The organism is Novosphingobium sp. 9U (assembly GCF_902506425.1).
In the GTDB taxonomy this organism is placed as follows: Bacteria; Pseudomonadota; Alphaproteobacteria; order Sphingomonadales; family Sphingomonadaceae; genus Novosphingobium.
This window is the reverse complement of record NZ_LR732469.1, coordinates 240,846-260,185: the sequence shown is the minus strand read 5'-3', so window position 1 is coordinate 260,185 and position 19,340 is coordinate 240,846. Positions and strand designations below refer to the sequence as shown.

The 19,340-nt window shown below is 67.3% G+C and carries 13 protein-coding genes; 8 read left to right on the top strand and 5 right to left on the bottom strand.

Translation table 11 applies throughout. From position 1 onward, the window contains the following. Positions 1-2: 2 nt before the first annotated feature. Both GV044_RS01140 and GV044_RS01135 read left to right on the top strand, forming a co-directional pair. Entirely contained in the window at positions 3-1,493 is a 1,491-nt protein-coding gene (locus GV044_RS01140; protein ID WP_201298987.1) for an efflux transporter outer membrane subunit, read from the top strand. A gap of 59 nt (positions 1,494-1,552) precedes the next feature. Next, on the top strand, positions 1,553-1,828 hold the full coding sequence (locus GV044_RS01135; protein ID WP_159864316.1) for a hypothetical protein: 276 nt from the start codon (positions 1,553-1,555) through the stop codon (positions 1,826-1,828). A 29-nt stretch (positions 1,829-1,857) separates the two neighbouring features. Here the strand turns inward: GV044_RS01135 and nagA are convergent, their stop codons facing one another. The 3 genes from nagA to GV044_RS01120 are packed head-to-tail and all read right to left on the bottom strand — an operon-like array spanning position 1,858 to position 4,762. Then, positions 1,858-2,985, bottom strand: a complete 1,128-nt coding sequence (gene nagA / locus GV044_RS01130; protein ID WP_159864313.1) for an N-acetylglucosamine-6-phosphate deacetylase — start codon at positions 2,983-2,985, stop codon at positions 1,858-1,860. Beyond that, positions 2,985-4,016 carry an SIS domain-containing protein gene (locus GV044_RS01125; RefSeq protein WP_159870636.1) on the bottom strand — a complete coding sequence of 344 codons (1,032 nt, stop codon included), beginning with the start codon at positions 4,014-4,016 and terminating at the stop codon, positions 2,985-2,987. The genes nagA and GV044_RS01125 overlap by 1 nt, the downstream gene beginning before the upstream one ends. Positions 4,017-4,018: 2 nt before the next feature. Then, positions 4,019-4,762, bottom strand: coding sequence for a GntR family transcriptional regulator (locus tag GV044_RS01120; RefSeq protein WP_159864310.1), 744 nt, complete (start codon positions 4,760-4,762; stop codon positions 4,019-4,021). 191 nt (positions 4,763-4,953) lie between these two features. On the opposite strand from GV044_RS01120, the gene GV044_RS01115 reads away from it, so the two are divergent. From GV044_RS01115 to nagE, 4 genes are all read left to right on the top strand, one after another. Continuing rightward, positions 4,954-7,680 carry a TonB-dependent receptor gene (locus GV044_RS01115; protein ID WP_159864307.1) on the top strand — a complete coding sequence of 909 codons (2,727 nt, stop codon included), beginning with the start codon at positions 4,954-4,956 and terminating at the stop codon, positions 7,678-7,680. 121 nt (positions 7,681-7,801) lie between these two features. Next, a complete protein-coding gene (locus GV044_RS01110) occupies positions 7,802-9,745 on the top strand; it encodes a beta-N-acetylhexosaminidase (protein WP_159864304.1) in 1,944 nt (647 codons plus the stop codon). Beyond that, positions 9,742-12,171 carry a phosphoenolpyruvate--protein phosphotransferase gene (gene ptsP, locus GV044_RS01105; RefSeq protein WP_159864301.1) on the top strand — a complete coding sequence of 810 codons (2,430 nt, stop codon included), beginning with the start codon at positions 9,742-9,744 and terminating at the stop codon, positions 12,169-12,171. The genes GV044_RS01110 and ptsP overlap by 4 nt, the downstream gene beginning before the upstream one ends. Next, positions 12,168-13,808 (top strand): N-acetylglucosamine-specific PTS transporter subunit IIBC, encoded by a 1,641-nt coding sequence (gene nagE / locus GV044_RS01100; RefSeq protein ID WP_159864298.1) that lies wholly within the window; start codon positions 12,168-12,170, stop codon positions 13,806-13,808. Before ptsP ends, nagE begins: the two co-directional genes overlap by 4 nt. On the opposite strand, the gene GV044_RS01095 is transcribed toward nagE, so the two are convergent. After that, complete coding sequence (locus GV044_RS01095) at positions 13,809-14,273, bottom strand: Lrp/AsnC family transcriptional regulator (RefSeq protein ID WP_159864295.1); 465 nt, start codon at positions 14,271-14,273, stop codon at positions 13,809-13,811. A gap of 118 nt (positions 14,274-14,391) precedes the next feature. Here GV044_RS01095 and GV044_RS01090 point away from each other — a divergent pair, with 118 nt between their 5' ends. Continuing rightward, the gene (locus GV044_RS01090) at positions 14,392-16,731 is read left to right on the top strand and encodes a transketolase (RefSeq protein ID WP_159864292.1); all 2,340 of its coding nucleotides are present in this window, start codon (positions 14,392-14,394) and stop codon (positions 16,729-16,731) included. 94 nt (positions 16,732-16,825) lie between these two features. Then, positions 16,826-17,995 (top strand): isovaleryl-CoA dehydrogenase, encoded by a 1,170-nt coding sequence (locus GV044_RS01085; RefSeq protein ID WP_159870633.1) that lies wholly within the window; start codon positions 16,826-16,828, stop codon positions 17,993-17,995. 199 nt (positions 17,996-18,194) lie between these two features. Here the strand turns inward: GV044_RS01085 and GV044_RS01080 are convergent, their stop codons facing one another. Beyond that, on the bottom strand, positions 18,195-19,277 hold the full coding sequence (locus GV044_RS01080; RefSeq protein WP_159864289.1) for a purine nucleoside permease: 1,083 nt from the start codon (positions 19,275-19,277) through the stop codon (positions 18,195-18,197). Positions 19,278-19,340 lie beyond the last annotated feature (63 nt).

The following is a 19,340-nucleotide window of genomic DNA, read 5'->3' as shown; positions in this document are numbered from 1 at the left end:
GCATGACCAAAAGAATCGCGTTCCTGCTCGCCGGTGCCTCGCTGCTGGGCGGCTGCAACCTGGCGCCCAAGTACATCCGGCCGGTCGGGGCTGCGCCAGAGCAGTTCCCGCAAGGTGGCGCCTATCCTGCGCCCCGCGCCGATGCGCCTGCCGACATCGCGCTGGTCGGCTGGCGGGACTTCTTCACCGACCCGCGGCTCGTCGCGGTGATCGAGACGGGGCTCGCCAACAATCGCGACTTGCGGGTAGCGGCGGCCAACGTGCTGCAGGCGCGCGCGCAGTACCGCGTGCAGCGCGCCGACCAGCTGCCGGCGATCAGCGCCAATGGCAGCGCGACTTACACCAACAGCCCGCTCGGCGCGGCGGGAGCAGGCGGAGCGGGCACCGGCGTGGGTATGGGCACAGGCTCCACGTCCCTCTCCACCGACATTGCGATCTATTCGGCCAACGTCGGCTTCTCGTCGTTCGAGCTCGACCTGTTCGGCCGCTTGCGCAACCTCAGCCGCGCCGCGCAGGAGCAATACTTCGCCAGCGAGGAAGCGGCGCGCACCGCCCGCATCAGCCTGATTGCGGAGATCGGCACGGCCTGGGCGACCATGGCGTCCGACCAGGAACAGCTGCGGATCGCCCGCGAGACGCTCAAGACGTTCGAGCAAACCCTGGACCTCACACGCGCGCAGTTCCGCATCGGGGTCGCGTCCGAGCTGGAGAGCCGCCAGGTCGAGACGAACTTCGAAGGTGCGCGCAACGATGTCGCCGCGCTGACCACGCGCATCGCGCAGGACCAGAACGCACTGAACCTGCTGGTCGGCACCACGGTGCCGGCCGAGCAGTTGCCCGGCGGGCTGGGCGGCGAGGATATCACGCGCGATGCGCTGCCCTCGGACCTGTCCTCGTCGGTGCTCCTGAAGCGGCCAGACGTGCTGCAGGCAGAGCACCAGCTGATCGCAGAGAACGCCAATATCGGCGCGGCACGGGCGGCGTTCTTCCCGCAGATCTCGCTGACCGGCACGATCGGCACCATCGGCACGGCACTGAGCGGGCTGTTCCGCTCCGGCAGCTATACCTACACCGGCTCGCCCGCGATCGGGCTGCCGATCTTCGACGGCGGCCGCAATCGTGCGAACCTGGACTATGCGCGCGCCTCGCAGCAGGCCGCGGTCGCGACGTACGAGCGCACGATCCAGACCGCCTTTCGCGAAGTGGCCGATGCGCTTGCGCAGCGCGGTACCATTGTCGAGCAGATCGATGCGCAGACTCGCCGAGCAGAGGCGGCGCAAGTCGCCGCGCGCCTGTCCGACGCGCGCTATCGCGCCGGGGTGGACAGCTTCCTGACCGCGCTCGATGCACAACGCACCACGTACGCCGCGCAGCAACAGCTGGCGACGACGCGGCTGTCGCGGATCAACAATCTGATCGAACTCTATCGGGCTCTGGGCGGCGGGCTGCAGCAGGGGGATTTACCTGAGACTGGGCCTCAAACGAGGCGCTGACACACCCCTTGCACGTTCGTGCGTTTGGCATACACTCCCAAAAAAATAGGAGAGATGCCATGCGTAACCTGGATGTGCTGGCCAGCGATCAGATCGACAATGGCGACAAGAGCCTTGTCATTCTCCAGACGCTGCTGTGCCTGCTGCGTGAGAAGAACCTGCTGAGTCGCGCCGATATCGAAGAGCTGTGCGACCGCGTGGCCGCACGCGCGGCGGAGGCCGACAAGGGCCCGCTGCCCTGTTGTGCCGACAGCGCCGTCGCCGCTGCTGCGGAGATGTCGAAGATCGGCGATTTCATCGGGTCCTACTATGGCGGCAAGCACCGCCGGAACTGACGGCCGGATCTGATCCGGTACCTGCCGCGCTACAGCTGCAGGCTGCTGCCATCGACCCAGCTGCGCTCGACCGTGCCGTCGCGAACGGCGATCATCGAGGCCCGCTTGCCCACTGCTATGTGGCCATAGGCGGATAGCTGGAGAAACGCGCAAGGCGCGGCCGTGGCCATCGATACTGCCTGCTCGAACGGGACCTGCAGCATCTCCACAGCGTTGGTGACCGCCTGCAGCATGTTGAGGTCCGATCCGGCCAGAGTGCCGTCGTCGGCGACCAGCCGCCCATCCTGCGCCTCGATGCGGCGACCCTGAAGCGAAAAGCTGCGCTGCGATCCGCCTGTCGTCGGCATCGCGTCGGTGACCAGCATGAAGCGATCGTGCGCTTTGCAGCGTATCGCCAGGCGCATGGTCACGGGGCTGACGTGGAAGCCATCGACGATTATCGCGCAGAACGTCTCGAGGCTGTCGAGGGCGGCGCCAACCGCACCGGGCTCCCTGCTGGTGAGCGGCGACATCGCGTTGAACAGGTGCGTGAAGCCGGTCAGCCCGGCGTGGATCGCCGCGGTCACTTGCGCGTACGTGCCATTCGTGTGCCCGGCCGCTACGATGACCCCTGCTTGCGTGAGGCTGCGGATAAAGCCGGGCGTCGCGCGCTCGGGCGCGAGCGTCACCAGGGTGCGTCCACGCTTCAATGAGGTGAGCACCTCCAGCCCGGCGTCGTCGAGCGCGCGGATGTGGCTCGCGCTGTGGATACCCTTGCGCTCCAGGCTGATGAACGGCCCTTCGATGTGGATGCCCAGCACGCCCGGCACGCCCGCGGCGATGGCATCATCCACCGCCGCGATGCCTTGTCGCACGACCTCGAGATCGTCGCTGATCAGCGTCGGCAGGAAACCCGTCGTGCCATAGCGGGCGTGCGCTTGCCCCATGGCGGCAATGGTCTCGACCGTGGGCTCGGCGTTGAACAGAACGTCGCCGCCGCCGTTCACCTGGCTGTCGACGAAACCCGGCAGCAGCATGGCGCCATCCAGGTCGATCCGTTCGACGCCGGCATCCGCGTTGCCGATGGCGACGATGTTCGGTCCTTCGACCGTCACCGCCACGTCATCGCGAAATGCACCGTCGACCAGCACGCGACCATTGATGAGTGCGAACGCCATCAGACCGTCTCGGTCACCTTGGCGAGATAGGGTGGGCGGTCCGGATCGAAGCCGCGCCGCAGCGAAAGCGTGTTCGCGGCGCGGTAGAAGGCCTGAATCGCAAGGATCGGCTGCACTGCTGCGCTTGCCACCGGCAAGGGCATGGCGATCGCGCCGGGTGCTTCGCCGCCGGCGAGGAGAACGGTGCCGCCGCGCGCGACCATCTCGGCCACCAAGGCGTCGGTGCCGCCCGCGGTCTCGTCATCCTGGCGGAACACCAGCAGCGGGAAGTCCGGGCCGACCAGCGCCATCGGGCCGTGCTTCACTTCGGCGGCGCTGAAGGCTTCGGCATGGAGTCCGCACGTCTCCTTGAACTTGAGCGCCGCCTCCTGCGCCACACCAAGGCCGAGACCACGGCCGATCACGTAGAGGCCCTTTGCCGAGGCGAGCGCATCGACCATCGCCGACCAGTCGCACGCAAAGGCCTGCGGCAACAGCTCGGGCAGGCTGGCGAGATCCTCGGCAAGCGGCTCGTCCCGAGTCCAGCTGGCGACCAGCGCCGTGATGGCGGCCAAGGTCGCGATGAAGGACTTGGTCGCGGCGACGCTCGTCTCCGGGCCCGCACGCAGCGGCAGCATGGTGTCCGCCAGGCTCGCCAGCGGCGAGTCCTCGACATTGACCAGCGCTAGAGTGCGCGCGCCGGCCGCTTTTGCCGCCTGCAAAGTGGCGAGGATGTCGGGGCTCTTGCCTGACTGCGAGATGGCGATCGCCAGCATGTCCCCGGTCATCGGCGGCGTGCCGTAGATCGACGCGATCGAAGGCGCGGCCGAAGTGGTCAGCACCTGTACGCGCGTCTCGATCAGGTACTTGGCGAAGGTGGCGGCATGATCTGAACTGCCGCGTGCGCAAGTGAGGACGCCGCGCGGAGCCCGCTCGCGCAGGGCCTCGCCCAAGGCGGCGAGCGTGTCCGCGTTGTCGGCCAGTTGCCGCGCCACGACTTCGCCGGCCTCTGCAGCCTCGGCGAACATGCGCGTAGTCTCAGGTGCTGCCATGGTCATGCCCGTGTGTTGAGTTCGGCGACGAAGTCGTAGGCATCGCCGCGGTACCAGCTCTGCGTCGCTTCCACGGCGCGGCCATCGTCCAGGAAGCCTCGGCGTTCGATGAACAGGCCCGGCGCGCCCGGCTCGATGCCCAGCAGCTTGGCCTGATCGGCATCGAACGACACGGCGCGCAACCGCTGCAGCGCGCGGACCGGCCGCATGCCGGCGTCCTGCAGCGCCGCGTAGAGCGAGCGTCCGACCACATCGAGGCCACTGAGCGCGAAGCCCGGTATGACCGCGTGCTCCAGCGCCATCGGCAGCTCGTCGGCATAGCGGATGCGGTTGAAGCGGTAGACGGCGCTGCCGGGGCTGAGGCCCAGCATCAGCGCCTCGTCCGGCGTCACCGCGCCTTCGGCCTGGTGCAGCCACTCGCTACGCACCGAGCGCCCGCGCGCCGCCATGTCTTCCGAGAACGAGGACAGCTTGGAGAACTGCTTCTCCACCCGTCCGGCGACGAAGGTGCCCGCACCCTGCCGGCGTGTGAGCAGGCCGTCGGCCACAAGCGAATCGAGCGCTTTGCGCACGGTGATGCGCGAGATCCCGAAGTCCTGCGCCATGTCGCGTTCGGCCGGTAGCGCCTCCTGCGGCTTGAGCACGCCGCGGTCGATCGCATCGCGAAGGGCGTCGCGCAGCTTCGCATAGAGCGAGCCGCGCCCGCCATCGTCGAGCGCGCCGATCAGTCCTGCCAGGTTGGCCATGTCGTCTCTTCCATCATCTGCTGCATATAAGACCAATAGCAGACCACTTGCCAAGCCCTAATCTCGTCTGAAACAAAAATGTCGCAAACACCCCTTGACGGCGTTCGATTCGGGGGAGATGGTATGGATATTGGTATGTAAGTGGTACTTACTTGTAGACCAGCAAGGTTCAGTTCGAAGGGGAATCGATCATGGCCATTCGGGGATTAGTTTACGGCACGGCGAGCGCACTGGCGCTGATGGCAAGCGCAGCCTCCGCGCAAGACACCGCGCCGACTGACACGGCGCCGTCGGGCGCAGTGACGCCGCCGCCGAACGATACGGGTGCCGCAGACGAGAACGACATCGTCGTGACCGGCATCCGCGGCTCGCTGCGGGCCTCGATCGATGCCAAGCGCAAGTCGGACATCGTCGCCGACGTGATCACCGCCGAGGATATCGGCAAGTTCCCCGACAAGAACGTCGCCGAGGCGCTGCAGCGCATTCCCGGCATCGTCATCAACCGCACCTTCGGCGAAGGCGAACGCGTCTCGCTGCGCGGCACCGCGCCAAACCTCACCAAGACGCTGGTCAACGGCCATGCCATCGCCACAGCCGACTGGTTCATCGAGGACCAGCTCTCCGCCACGCGGTCGTTCAACTACCTGACCCTTCCCGCCGAAATCGTCGGCCAGCTCGACGTCTACAAGAGCGCGCAGGCCGACGTGGAAGAGGGCGGCATCGGCGGCACCATCAACGTGCACACCCGCCATCCGCTGGACCTAGATGCCTGGTCGCTGTCGGGCTCGGTGCAGGGCGTCTACTCCGAGCGTTCGGACAAGATCGATCCGCAGGCATCGGGCCTGCTCAGCTGGAAGAACGCGGACGAGACCTTCGGCGTGCTGATTGGCGCCGTCTACCAGAAGCGCCGCATTCGCCGCGATGGTGTCGAGGTGCTGGGTTATACCGCCACCACGGTCAACGGCCAGGCGGCGCAAGTGCCCTCGCTCATCGGCTCGGCCTTCTTCGAGCAAAAGCGCGAGCGTTATGGCGCCAACATCGAGCTGCAATTCAAGCCGTCCGACACGCTGGAGATCGTCGCGACCGGCCTTTACTCGCGGTTCAACGCCGACAACTTTAACCGCAACTTCATGGCCTGGGGCTCGAACGCGCTGGGGGGCGGTGGCACGCTGACTAACGCGGTGGTCCAGAACGGCACCGTGACATCCGGCACGATCACGTCGACGCCCACGGGCCGCGCCGTGGTCTACGACGCGATCTACCGCCAAGCGCTGGCGCAGACGTGGTCGGCGGACTTCGATACGACCTGGAAGCCGACCGATGCGGACACCGTCCACGTCAAGGTGGGCCTGACCAAGGCCAAGGGCGACACCAAGAACCAGCCCTTCTACGAAGGCGGCGCGCCCGGCTCATTCACCTTCGACATGACCGACGGCAAAGTGCCCGAGGTCAGCTACGGCGGCGGCATCAACCCCAACGATCCGTCCAGCCTAATCTTCGATTTTGCTTCGTACCATTCGATCGGCAACCGCGATAAAGAGAAGTACATCTACGCCGATTGGGAGCACGAGCTCGATCTGGGCGCGCTCTCCGCAATCAAAGTCGGCGGCAAGTACACCGATCACGATCGCAACACCTTCTTCCTGGCGACGACCTACGGCGGCTTCTTCGTGCCGCTTTCCAGCACCGGCTGCGGCGGCGCGCCGTGCACTTCGGACGACTTCGCCGGCGGCTCCACGCCCGACGACTTCCTGGACAACATCGCCCGGCCAGGCACTCTGACGAGCTACTTCAACATCGACGCCGCCAAGCTGGCGCAGATCATCAAGGCGCTTCCGGACTCCGCGCGCGCACGCATCCTCAACCCGCCGGAGAACTTCTCGATCAACGAGAAAACCTACGGCGGTTATGCGATGGCCAAGATCGGCCGCCCGGGCGACGCGTTCCACGGCAACTTCGGCGTCCGCGTGATCCGCACCGAGCAGAAGTCGAGCGGCAATCAGCTGGGCGTGCCGGCGAACACGCCGGGCGCGGTGACCGACAATGCCTTCGGCGTCTACCTGCCGATCTCGGTCAAAAAGGCCTACACCGACATCCTGCCCAGCGTGAACCTGGCGCTCGATCTCTCGCCGCAGTTCGTCGTGCGCTTCGCCGCGGGCCGCACGGTGGCACGCCCCGACTACACCGACATCGTTCCCCGCGTGAGCCTGAACCCGGGCGCGCTGTCGGGTGACGGTGGCGATCCGAACGTGAAGCCCTACCGTGCGAACGGCGCCGATCTCTCGATCGAGTTCTACCCCGATCGCGAAACCATCTTCGCTGCGGCGCTCTACTACAAGGACATCAAGTCCTACATCGTCAACCGCACGGTGCAGGAGGTGTTTCCGGTCGAGACCTCGACGCCAAACCTTGCACGCTGCCAGTCCGCGGGCACGGCCAATGCCAACCTCTATAACTGCCTGTTCGACATCAACCGCCGGTCGAACGGCTCGGGCGGCACTAACAAGGGCATCGAGCTACAGGCTTCGCGCCGGATCTGGGGACCGTTCGGTGCCATCGTCAACTACACCTACTCCGATGCGAAGTCGGACTCGGGCGATCCGATCCCGGGCAATTCGAAGCACGCGCTGAACCTGACCGGATACTTCGAGAACGATTGGCTCTCGGCCCGGCTGTCGTACAACTACCGCTCGAAGTTCTTCATCAACATCGATCGCGCGGCGCAGCTGAACCAGTCGGCGACCGAGTCGCTCGATGCCTCGGTCAACGTGCGGGTCACCGACAACATCGCGGTGACGGCGGACGCGGTAAACCTCACCAACGAGAAGATCCACCAGTACGCGGGCGAGACAACGGCGTTCCGCGCGCTCTACGACAACGGCCGGATCTTCTATGCCGGCGTCCGCCTGAAGTACTGAGCTTGCGCGCATCCCGGCCTGGACCTCTCTCCCGACCAGGCCGGGATGACATCTCGCCCATGTCCGCGAACGGGCTTACAGTCCACAAGCCGGGCATGAGCCGGGAGCGCGAGGGGACGGCATGATGTTGGGTCTGATACTCGCCAGCGCGCTCACCGCCGCGCAGCCGCGACTCCTCCCGCAGCCGCAGAGCGTGGCGGTGCAGGGCGAGGGCAGGGCGCTGCGATCGGTGCGGATCGAAGGTGACGCCCGGCAGGCTGGTGCCCGCTTGAAGGAGCTCCTCGCCAGCCAGGGCATTGCGGAGAGTGCTTCGGGCTACCGGGTTCGGTTTGTCCTGAAACCGGGCATGCCCGCGGAGGGCTACCGCCTGATCACCGACAAGAGCGGTGCGACGATCACCGCAACGGACGAGGCGGGTCTGATCCACGGCGCCGTCACGTTCTGGCAGCTCGCCAGCCAAGGCGCCGATCACCGCGTTCCGGAGGTGACCATCACCGACGCGCCGCGTTTCGCCTGGCGTGGGGTCATGCTGGACAGCGCGCGCCACTTTCAGTCACCCGCGTTCATCCGCCACCTGCTCGACTGGATGGAGGCGCACAAGCTCAACCGCCTGCACTGGCACCTGGTCGACGACCAGGGCTGGCGGCTGGAGATCCGCAAGTACCCGCGCCTGACGCAAGTGTCCGGCTCGCGCGTACCGGCGAGTGCTCCCGGAGCACCGGCGCTGCCGCCAGTCAGCGGCTTTTACACGCAGGCCGAAGTGCGTGCGCTGGTCGCCTATGCGGCGGAGCGCGGCATCGTCATCGTACCCGAGATCGAGATGCCGGGCCATGCGACGTCCGCGATCCGCGCTTATCCGAAGCTCGGCATGGGCGTTCCGCTGCCCAAAGACGTGTGGTCGGACTGGGGCGTGTTCCCCTGGCTCTATAACACCGACGAGCCGACCTTCGGGTTCCTCCAGGATGTCCTGACCGAGGTGATGGAGCTGTTCCCCTCGCCCTGGATCCACATCGGCGGGGACGAGGCGGCCAAGGAGCAGTGGAAGACCGACCCGTCGATCCAGGCCAGGATCAAGGCGCTCGGCCTCAAGGACGAGAACGCGCTGCAAGGCTGGTTCATGGCTCGCGTCGGGAAGCTCCTGGCCGAGCATGGCCGGCGCATGATCGGTTGGGACGAAGTGCTGGAAGGCGGAGTGCCTGCCGATGCCACCGTCATGTCATGGCGCGGCATTGACGGCGCGATCACCGCAGCGCGCAGCGGGCACGACACGATCCTCAGCCCGGCGCCCGTGCTCTATCTCGACCATCGCCAGGGCACCGGTCCGCAGGAGCCGCCCGGCCGCGGCATGGTGGTCAGCCTGGCGGACGTTTACGCTTTCGACCCTGCGCCCGCTGCGCTGACGCCTGACCAGCGGCGCCATATCCTTGGCCTGCAGGCGAACCTGTGGACCGAGCATGTGCGCACCGAAGACCGCGCCGCCTGGATGCTGTTCCCACGCGTGAGTGCCGTGGCGGAGATCGCGTGGTCGGCCAGCAAGGGAAGCTACGCCGATTTCATCAGTCGCCTGCGTCCGCAGCTCGACCGGCTGCGGCCGCTGGGGCTCGCCGCGGCCGACACCGCGTTCCAGGATCCGCCAGCTGCAGGACCGCTGCGCACCTGCACGGACAAGCTGACGCTCGACCTGGAGGACGACTATCCCGCCACCGGCCCGCGCGCGCGCCTCCTGGTCGACATCATGAATCCGTGCTGGATGCTCGATGGCAGCGACAAGGCGCGCAGGATCGCGCTGACTGTCGGGCAACTGCCGTTCAACTACCAACTCGGCGCCGACCGGGCCAAGATCGTGTTTCGGCCTCCCGCCACGGCGGCCGGGGAGTTCGAGGTGCGCGACGGCTGCGAAGGAGATCGCCTGGCCGTCCTGCCGCTGGCAAAGGCAGCTGACAATCCGGGCACCACGCGGCTCGAAGCGCCGCTATCGCGCCCGGCACGCAGCCTGTGCATCACCTACACGGCGAAGGGCCCCGATCCGCTCTGGGCCGTGCAGAAGGCCGAAGTGCTGCCGTGACCGCCGTGGCTCTGCACGCACCGTTCGCCGGCTGGCTCGCTCCGCTGTCGAGCGTGCCCGATCCGGTCTTCGGCGAAGGCATGATGGGGCCTGGTGCCGCGATCGATCCGACAGAGGCTGTGCTGCGCGCGCCGGCGGCGGCGCAGGTCCTGTCGATCCCCGACAGCGCCCATGCGGTCACGCTGCTGCTGGCTAATGGCGTCGAGCTGCTGATGCATATCGGGCTGGAAACCGTCGCGCTCGGTGGCCGCGGTTTCGAGGCACAGGTGCGCGCCGGCGACCGGGTGGCGGTCGGCGATCCGCTGATCCGCTTCGACCTCGACGCCGTTGCGCTCGCAGCCAAAGACCTGATCACGCCGATCGTCGTGGTCAGCGAAGGGGCTCGGATCGTCGTGGAGCGGCCCGGACGGCTGCTTGCCGCGGGTGATCGCTTCGCCAGCGTCGAGGCAGGCGCCGCCGCGGCGCCGCAGACGCGGACCGGAAGCATCGCACGGCGCACGATCCAGATCAGCGCGCCGCATGGCATTCACGCGCGTCCGGCGGCGCGGATCGTCGCCTTGCTGCGGCCCTATGTCGCCGAGGTGACGCTTCGCAATGGCGACGCCTTCGCCAATGCGCGCAGTACGACATCGCTCCTGGCGCTGGCCGCCAAGCACGGCCAGCGGATCGAAGCCGAGGCTAGCGGCGCGGATGCAGAGGCTGCGCTTGATGCCTTGGCCGCCTTTGCCGCCGAGCGCTTCGGGGACGAGGAGGGCGCCGAAGCTCCCATGAAGCCGAGTACCCAGGGCGGCGGGGGCATCTGCGCCTCGCCCGGCCTCGCGATCGGCCAGGCGTTCCACTACCGCGCCCGCACCGTGGCACCTCCGCGTGACGGAGCCGGGGTCGCGCTGGAGCGCGAGGCGCTCGACGCCGCACTCCGACAGACCGCCGCCATGCAGGCGGGCGCGATCGGTGAGGCGCACCGTGCCTTGATCGAAGACCCTGATCTGCTCGCCACCGCCCAGCGCGAGATCGCGGAGGGGCGGAGCGCCGCGCACGCCTGGCTCGTTGCGACCGAGCAAGCGGCGGCGGTGCTGCGCGCCACGGGCGACAGCCTGCTGATGGAGCGCGCGGCCGATCTGGAGGACGTGGGCCAGCAAGTGGTGCAGGCCCTCACGGGCGTCGAGGCAGCCCCGCCTGCGCTGCCCAAGAGCGCGATCCTGATCGCACAGGACTTGCTGCCTTCGCAGTTCCTGGCGCTCGATCAAGCGCGACTGGCCGGGATCGTCACGGCGGCAGGCGGCCCGACCGCGCATGTCGCCATTCTCGCCAGTTCGGCCGGTATTCCCATGATCGTCGCTGCGGGCGAGGGTGTCCTCGCCATCCCTGAGGGACAGTCGATCATCCTGGATGCCGACGCGGCCCGGATCGAGAGCGAACCGGCAGTCGATCGCCTGGCCAGCGTCGCACAGACCATTGCCGAGCGGCGAGAGCGCCGCGCGGCGGACGCCTCCTCGGCGCATGAACTCTGCCACATGGCGGACGGCACCCGGATCGAGGTGTTCGCCAACCTGGGCTCGCTCGCCGATGCGGCTGCTGCCGTTTCGACGGGAGCAGAAGGCTGCGGCCTGCTTCGCACCGAGTTCCTGTTCCTCGATCGCGAGCACGCACCCGACGAGGACGAGCAGCGCGCACTCTACGCCAGCATTGCGGCGACGCTCGGCGATCGGCCGCTGATCTTGCGCACGCTCGACATCGGCGGGGACAAGCCGGTGCCCTACCTGCCCGCGGCGCACGAGGAGAACCCGGCGCTGGGCCTGCGCGGCGTTCGTCTCAGCCTCGCCCGGCCCGACTTGCTGGAGACCCAGCTATGCGCGGCGGTGGCAGGTGTTCCTGGTGAGCAATGCCGCATCATGGTGCCAATGATCACCGACCTTGCCGAGCTGCGCGCGGTCCGCGCCATGCTCGATCGGGCGATCGCCGCCGTCGGGCGCAGCAAGCCGGTAGCGCTGGGCGTGATGATCGAGACACCATCCGCCGCCCTGCTCGCCGACCAGATCGCCGCAGAGGCGGACTTCCTGTCGATCGGCACCAACGACCTCACTCAGTATGCGCTCGCTTGCGACCGCGGGAACGCGGCGGTTTCGGCCAAGGTCGACGCTCTGCACCCCGCCGTGCTGCGCCTGATCGGCATGGCGGCGCAGGGCGCGCGTTCGCATGGGCGGTGGATCGGTGTGTGCGGCGGCTTGGCCGCGGACACGCTGGCTGCGCCGGTGCTCATCGGCCTGGGCGTGACCGAGCTGTCGGCGCCTCCTGCTGCGATCCCGGCGATCAAGGCCGCGGTGCGCCGGCTCGACATGGCGGCGTGCGTTGCCTTGGCCGAACGCGCCTGCGCTGCGTCTTGCGCGCAAGAGGTGCGCACCATCCTGAAGGGGGCCGTGCAATGAAGCGAGTGGGCGGCGTGATCCTGCAGCGCCTGCAGCCGCTCGGGCGGGCGCTGATGCTGCCGATCGCGGTCCTGCCGATCGCGGCGCTGCTGCTGCGCTTGGGCCAGCCCGACATGCTGGACGTCGCCTTCGTCGCTGCCGCCGGCGATGCGATCTTCGCCAACCTGGGCTTGCTGTTCGCCATCGGCGTTGCGGTCGGACTGGCGCGCGAGAACCATGGCGCTGCAGGACTTGCGGGTGTCGTCTGCTTCCTTGTCGCCACCAAGAGCGCGGAGTCGCTGCTGCCCGGCGACGCGGTCGAGACGGCGAAGGCGATGGCCAAGCTGAGCGTTCCGGCCGGCATCACCGCGGGCCTCGCTGCTGGCGTGCTCTACAATCGCTTCAGCGACATCGCCTTGCCGCCATACCTCGGCTTCTTCGCCGGCCGCCGCTTCGTGCCGATTGCCGGGGGACTGGCGGGCCTCGCAATTGGCGTGGCGCTGGGGGTTTCGTTCCCCTGGTTCGAGCGCGGCGTCGACGGTCTGAGCTACTGGGTGGTCACCTCCGGGCCGATCGGGCTGTTCGTCTATGGCTTGCTCAACCGGCTGCTGCTGGTGACCGGGCTGCACCATATCCTCAACAACATCGCCTGGTTCCTGATCGGCGACTTCCACGGCGCCACCGGAGACTTGAAGCGCTTCTTCGCTGGCGACCCGCAAGCCGGCGGGTTCATGGCCGGCTTCTTCCCGGTGATGATGTTCGGCCTGCCCGCCGCGTGCCTGGCGATGTACCGCGCCGCGCTGCCCCAGCGGCGCAAGGCAGTGTCCGGCCTGTACCTCAGCCTGGCGCTGACGGCATTCCTGACCGGTGTGACCGAGCCGATCGAGTTCACCTTCCTGTTCCTGGCGCCACTGCTGTTCCTGATCCATGCGATCCTGACCGGCCTGGCGATGGTGATCATGTCGCTGCTGGGGGTGAGGCTGGGCTTCGGCTTCTCCGCCGGCCTGCTCGATTACGTGCTGAACTACGGCCTCGCCACGCGCCCGCTGCTGCTGATCCCGGTGGGGATTGCCTATGCCGCGATCTATTACGCGGCGTTCGCCTTCTGCATCCGCCGCTTCGACTTGAAGACACCGGGTCGCGACGCCGAAGTATCCGCCGCCACCGTGCCGCAGGACCGGACATCCGCGATCATCGGCGCCCTCGGCGGCGCCGGCAACCTCGTCGAAGTGGACGCCTGCACCACGCGGCTGCGACTCGTCGTCTCCGACGCGAACCGGCTAGACGAAGCCGCCTTGCGCGCGAGCGGCGCGCGCGGAGTGCTCAAGTTGGGAAGCGGCCGCGTGCAAGTGGTTGTGGGGACCGAAGCGGACCAACTCGCCCGCGCGATCCGCCAGCGACTGGCTGGCGGTACGCCGGCACCGACGCCCAATGTGGCCGGCCTGGTGAGAGCGCTCCATCCCGAGCGGTTGGAGATCCGCGGACGGCGCCTGATCGTGATGACCGATGCCGCGGGCCAGGCGCAGGCCGACCTGTTCCTACAAGCGGGCGTGCAGGCCGCCATGATTGGCGAGGGCTCCGTCCACCTGATCGGCGATTGGCAGGGCGCCGACTGGATCGGTTCTATCCCGCAGGCCGCGCCTGAGCCAGCCTCCTGATCAGACTGGCAAGGCGGTCCGGTACACCACCGGGCGCAGGGCGAAGCTGCTGGTGACTTCGGCCACCACGCCGATCCGGGTGATCTTCTGGCGCAGGAAGTCCTCGAACTCAGCCAGTGATCCGACCAGCACCCGCAGCTGATAGTCGGCCTCGCCGGTCATCAGATAGCACTCCATGACTTCGGGCAACTGGGCCACCGCCTCCTCGAACTCGGTCAGGTGGCGGTCGCCCTGCTTCTCAAGCCTGACCCGCACGAAGGCGGTCACGCTCAACCCGACGAGCGCCGGGTCGACCAGCCCGACATAGCCGGAGATCAGGCCTTGCTCCTCCAGGCTCTTGGTCCGCCGCAGGCAGGGGCTGGGTGAGAGGCCGATGCGCTCGGCCAGTTCCTGGTTGGAGATGCGGCCATTGCGCTGGATCTCCATCAGGATGCGCCGATCGATGTCGTCGAGCGTTCTTGGCATATTCTGCGGCCTTCCTGACTGAGGCGAGTGGAAGATTGCGCCTCCTGCCAGTTTCCTGCCGCGCTACGCAAGGACGCGCCTCACGCTCATGCGGTATTGTATGTCCAGGAGGACGCGGATGTCACAAGCTATCGAGAGCAGCGCCAGGGCGGAGATCGCGACGCTGGAGGCGCTCGACAGTCGATTGCGCTGGCTCTCGTCCTGGATCGTCCACAACGCCAACCACTTGCGCCCCAAGGTGGACGGCCTGAAAGTGGGCGGCCATCAGGCGAGCTGCGCCTCGATGACGACGATCATGGCCGCGCTCTACTTCCACGCCTTGCGCCCGCAGGACAAGGTCGCGGTGAAGCCGCATGCAGGTCCGGTGCTGCACGCGATCCACTACCTGCTGGGCCAGCAGTCGCGCGACGCGCTCGAGCGGTTCCGCGGGCTGGGCGGAGCGCAGAGCTACCCCTCGCGCACCAAGGACGCGATCCCCGTCGATTTCTCGACCGGGTCGGTCGGCCTCGGCGTGGCGGCGACGGCGTTCACCAGCCTGGTGCAGGACTACCTGATCGCGCATGGCCAGCTGCGCGAGGAGGACGCCGGCCGCATGATCGCGCTGATGGGTGATGCCGAGCTGGACGAGGGCAACATCTATGAGTGCCTGATCGAGGCCTACAAGCACGACGTGCGCAACTGCTGGTGGGTGGTCGACTACAACCGCCAGTCGCTCGACTACACCACTGCCGATCGCATGTTTCGCCGCTTCGACGACATCTTCGAGACTTGCGGCTGGCGGGTGCTGACGCTGAAGTACGGCAAGCGCCAGCTCGCCGCTTTCAAGCGGCCGGGCGGCCGGCACTTGCAGGAGTGGATCGACAACTGCCCCAATGCCGATTTCGCCGCGCTGACCTACCAGGGCGGTGCCGCGTGGCGGGCGCGGCTCACCGCTGATATCGGCGCAAAGGCGAACGTCGCCAAGCTGCTCGCCAGCTTCGATGACGATGCCCTTGGACGGCTGATGACCAACCTGGGCGGCCATTGCCTGGAGACGCTGGTCGAGGCGTTCGATGCTTGCCAGGACGAACGGCCAACGTTGTTCATCGCCTACACGGTGAAGGGCTACGGCCTGCCCCTTGCCGGGCACAAGGACAACCATTCGGGCATGATGAACCCGCCGCAGATGGCGCAGTTCCGCTCCGACATGGGAATCGCCGAAGGACAGGAGTGGGAGCCCTGGGCGGGCCTGGGTGACAACATCGCGGCCGAGGCGCAGGCATTGGTGCAGGCCAGCGCGCTGGCTCGACGTGAGGCAGAGCCCGCGCCATCGGCCGTCGCGGTGCCGGACCTGACAGTGCCCAGCGGCGCCGAGCTGTCGACCCAGGCCGCCTTCGGGCGCATCATGCTCGACCTCGCGAAGTCGGGCGAGGCGCTGGCCGACCGGATCGTCACCACCGCGCCCGACGTGACCCAGACCACCAACCTCGGCGGCTTCGTCAACCAGCGTGGCCTGTTTCGCCGCAGCGAGCTGACCGACGTGTTCCACCAGGCGCGGATCCCCTCGGCGCAGAAGTGGTCGGCACATGCGGCCGGGCAGCACATCGAGCTGGGCATTGCCGAGCACAACTTCTTTTCGCTGCTCACCGCTCTCGGCCTTGCGGCACCGCACTTCGGCACGCGGCTGATCCCGGTGGGGACGGTCTACGATCCGTTCATTGCCCGCGGCCTCGATGTGCTGAACTATGGTTGCTATCAGGACGCGCGCTTCCTGCTGGTGGGGACGCCATCGGGCCTGACCCTCGCGGCGGAGGGCGGGGCGCACCAGTCGATCAACACGCCGCTGATTGGTATGGGCCAGCCCGGCCTCACGTACTTCGAGCCCGCGTTTGCCGACGAACTGGCGCTGATCATGCAGTGGGCCTTCGGGTACTTGCAGGGGGCGGATGGGAGTTCCGTCTATCTGCGGCTGACCACCCGAGCGATCCCGCAGGTCGAGCGTGCGGACGATAGCTGGAAGGCCGATGCACTCGCCGGCGGCTATTGGCTGAGGAAGCCTGCAGCCGATGCAGAGATGGCGATCATCTTCAGCGGTGCTGTCGCGCCCGAAGCGCTGTCGGCGTGGGAGCAGCTGGCGGACGACATGCCCGGCTTGGGCCTGCTGAACGTTACCTCGCCCGACCTGCTGCACCGCGAATGGTCCGCCAGCCGGGCCGCGCGCTGGGGTGGCCGGGCATCGCCGCCGTGCCACGCCGAGCGCCTGCTGGCGGACCTGCCGCGCGGTTGCGGGCTCGTCACCGTGCTCGACGGTTCGCCCGGGGCGCTGTCATGGCTGGGCGGCGTGCGTGGCATGGTCGTGAGCCCGCTGGGCACCGATCGCTTCGGCCAGACCGGCAACCTGCCCGACTTGTACCGTACCTATCGTCTCGACGCCGATGCCATCATCGATGCCGCCGCGGAGTTGATCCTCAGGGACTGACCCAATCGCGTGGCTTGCCCTGTACCATGTCGAGGCTACTGCCAAGATGCGCAACACGGCCTGGATGGTCGATGAGAGCATTCAGGAGAGCGACATGGCGAACATGGATTTCGATCTTGGCGAGATGGCCGACACCATCCGTGCGACCACGCGGCGGTTCGCGCTCGACCGGATCGAACCGATCGCGGCGCGGGTGGATGCCGACGACGCGTTCCCGCGAGATCTGTGGCCACAGATGGGCGAGCTCGGCCTGCACGGCATCACCGTCGAGGAGGCCGATGGTGGCCTGGGCCTGGGCTATCTGGAGCACCTGATCGCCTGCGAGGAGATCAGCCGTTCCTCCGCATCGGTGGGCCTGAGCTACGGGGCGCATTCGAACTTGTGCGTCAACCAGATCCGCCGCTGGGGCAGTCCCGAGCAGAAGGCCAAGTACCTGCCAAAGCTGATATCGGGCGAGCACGTGGGCAGCCTGGCGATGTCGGAAGCGGGCGCTGGGTCGGACGTGGTCTCGATGAAGCTGCGCGCCGACAAGGTGGACGGCGGCTATCGGCTGAACGGCACCAAGTTCTGGATCACCAACGCCGCTTACGCCGACACGCTGGTGGTCTATGCCAAGACGATCCCCGATGCCGGATCGAAGGGCATCACCGCCTTCCTGATCGAGAGGGATTTCGCCGGGTTCTCGATCGGGCAGAAGATCGACAAGGTTGGGATGCGCGGCTCACCCACCGCCGAGCTCGTGTTCGACGATTGCTTCGTGCCCGATGCGCAAGTCATGGGGCCGCTGAACGGCGGCGTCAAAGTGCTGATGTCGGGCCTGGACTACGAGCGCGTCGTGCTCTCGGGCATCCAGCTGGGCATCATGCAGGCCTGCCTCGACGTGGTGCTGCCCTATGTGCGCGAACGCAAGCAATTCGGGCGGCCGATCGGCGAGTTCCAGCTGATGCAGGCCAAAGTCGCCGACATGTACGTCGCGCTGAACTCCTCGCGCGCTTACGTCTATGCCGTCGCCAAGGCGTGCGATGCCGGGCGCACCACGCGCTTCGACGCGGCGGGCTGCATCCTGCTCGCCTCCGAGAACGCGGTGAAGGTCGCGGGCGAGGCGATCCAGGCGCTGGGCGGCGCGGGCTACACCAAGGACTGGCCGGTCGAACGCTTCTGGCGCGATGCCAAGTTGCTCGACATCGGCGCGGGCACCAACGAGGTGCGGCGCATGCTGATCGGACGCGAGCTGGTCGCCCATGACGCTCCCGCGGCGCAGTAAGCCAGCGGGGTTGCAAAAAAGAGAACACCCTGCGTCGTTCTTCGCACTTGCAGCATGGCTGGGCTTGGGCCAGAGAGGGGGTGCCTTTCAGGCATCCTCTCCCAAACTTTCAGTGGGTCGGTCTTCGGATCGGCCCTTTTTTTGCGTCTGCTCTCCACTCAGGCAGAGAGAAGGCTATGCGTATCGATATGCGCGAACTTCAGCGCGGCGGCTGCGCTTCGTAGCGGTCCCAGTGGTCGAGCCACTCATCGACCACTTTAGACCCGACCTGGTACAGGCTCTCCACCGCCGCTTCGAGGCCGGCATAGCCTTCGTTCTCGCGCAACAGGTACGAGGCCGCGTCCACGCCGGGCGGTGGCATGGTGTAGTTGCTGCCCGCGCGCAGCACGAGCACCCGGTCCTTGTCCGCGCGCCCGGCATGATCGAGGTAAGTCATCGCCTGGAACACGCCGCTGTCCTCCATCGCGGACGTGACGAACTCACCTTTGCCGCCGGTCCAGCGCTTGACCCAGTCGTTCGCCCAGCCGTTCAGCAGCGCGCCGTGCCAGAAGGTCATCGCCGCCAACTGCTCGCCCTGCAGCACGAACGGCGGCCTCTGGGCGTTAGGATAGCCGGTGTAGCGCATCCGCTCGGTCCGGATCGCTGGCGAGTCGGGTAGCGCCATGTCCTTGGTCAGGCGAAAGGCCCAGCCGACCAGCGCGGGGTTGACCTGGAAGACGTTGCCGTCCGGGTTAAGCTTGGCGGTCGTGTCGTTCGGGCCCTTTGCACCGCGCGGAAAGTAGCCCCACTTCCAGTCCTTGGGGATTTCGCGCGCGTCGATCTCGTGCGCCAGGTCGCCATCGACGACATAGCGCGCCCACGCGGCGGAGCCGATCGAGGCGTCCTCGGGATCGATCCCTGCGATGCCGGCCACCAGCCAATAAGCATGGGTCAGGTCAAAGCGGGGATCGAGCCCCAACGCCATGGTCGCCGCGGTCGAGCGGGCGGTGCCGACACCGGTGACCATGCCCAGCACTTGCGTTTGCGGATTGTAGTAGAGGTCATGGTAGCCTTGCGGAAAGGCAATGCGCTGGGTGAGCTGTCGCCGTGTCTTCCACAGCTGGAACTCGCCGGCAGCGTCGCCTTCATCGGCGCCGATCTCGAACAGCGAGACGATCACGACCTTGACCGGTAGCGGGTTGGCGCAGAGCTGGGTGGGGGCGCACTCCGACGGTGCGGCTGCTGCTTGTGTTGCGAGCGCCATGGTCAGTGCGCCGGCGGCCAAGAGGTTGCGGAAAGCCATAGGCGAGGCTCTACCCTTTCGATTGTGCAAGACGGGCCCTCCCTGAAGCGGAAGGTTGGGTGG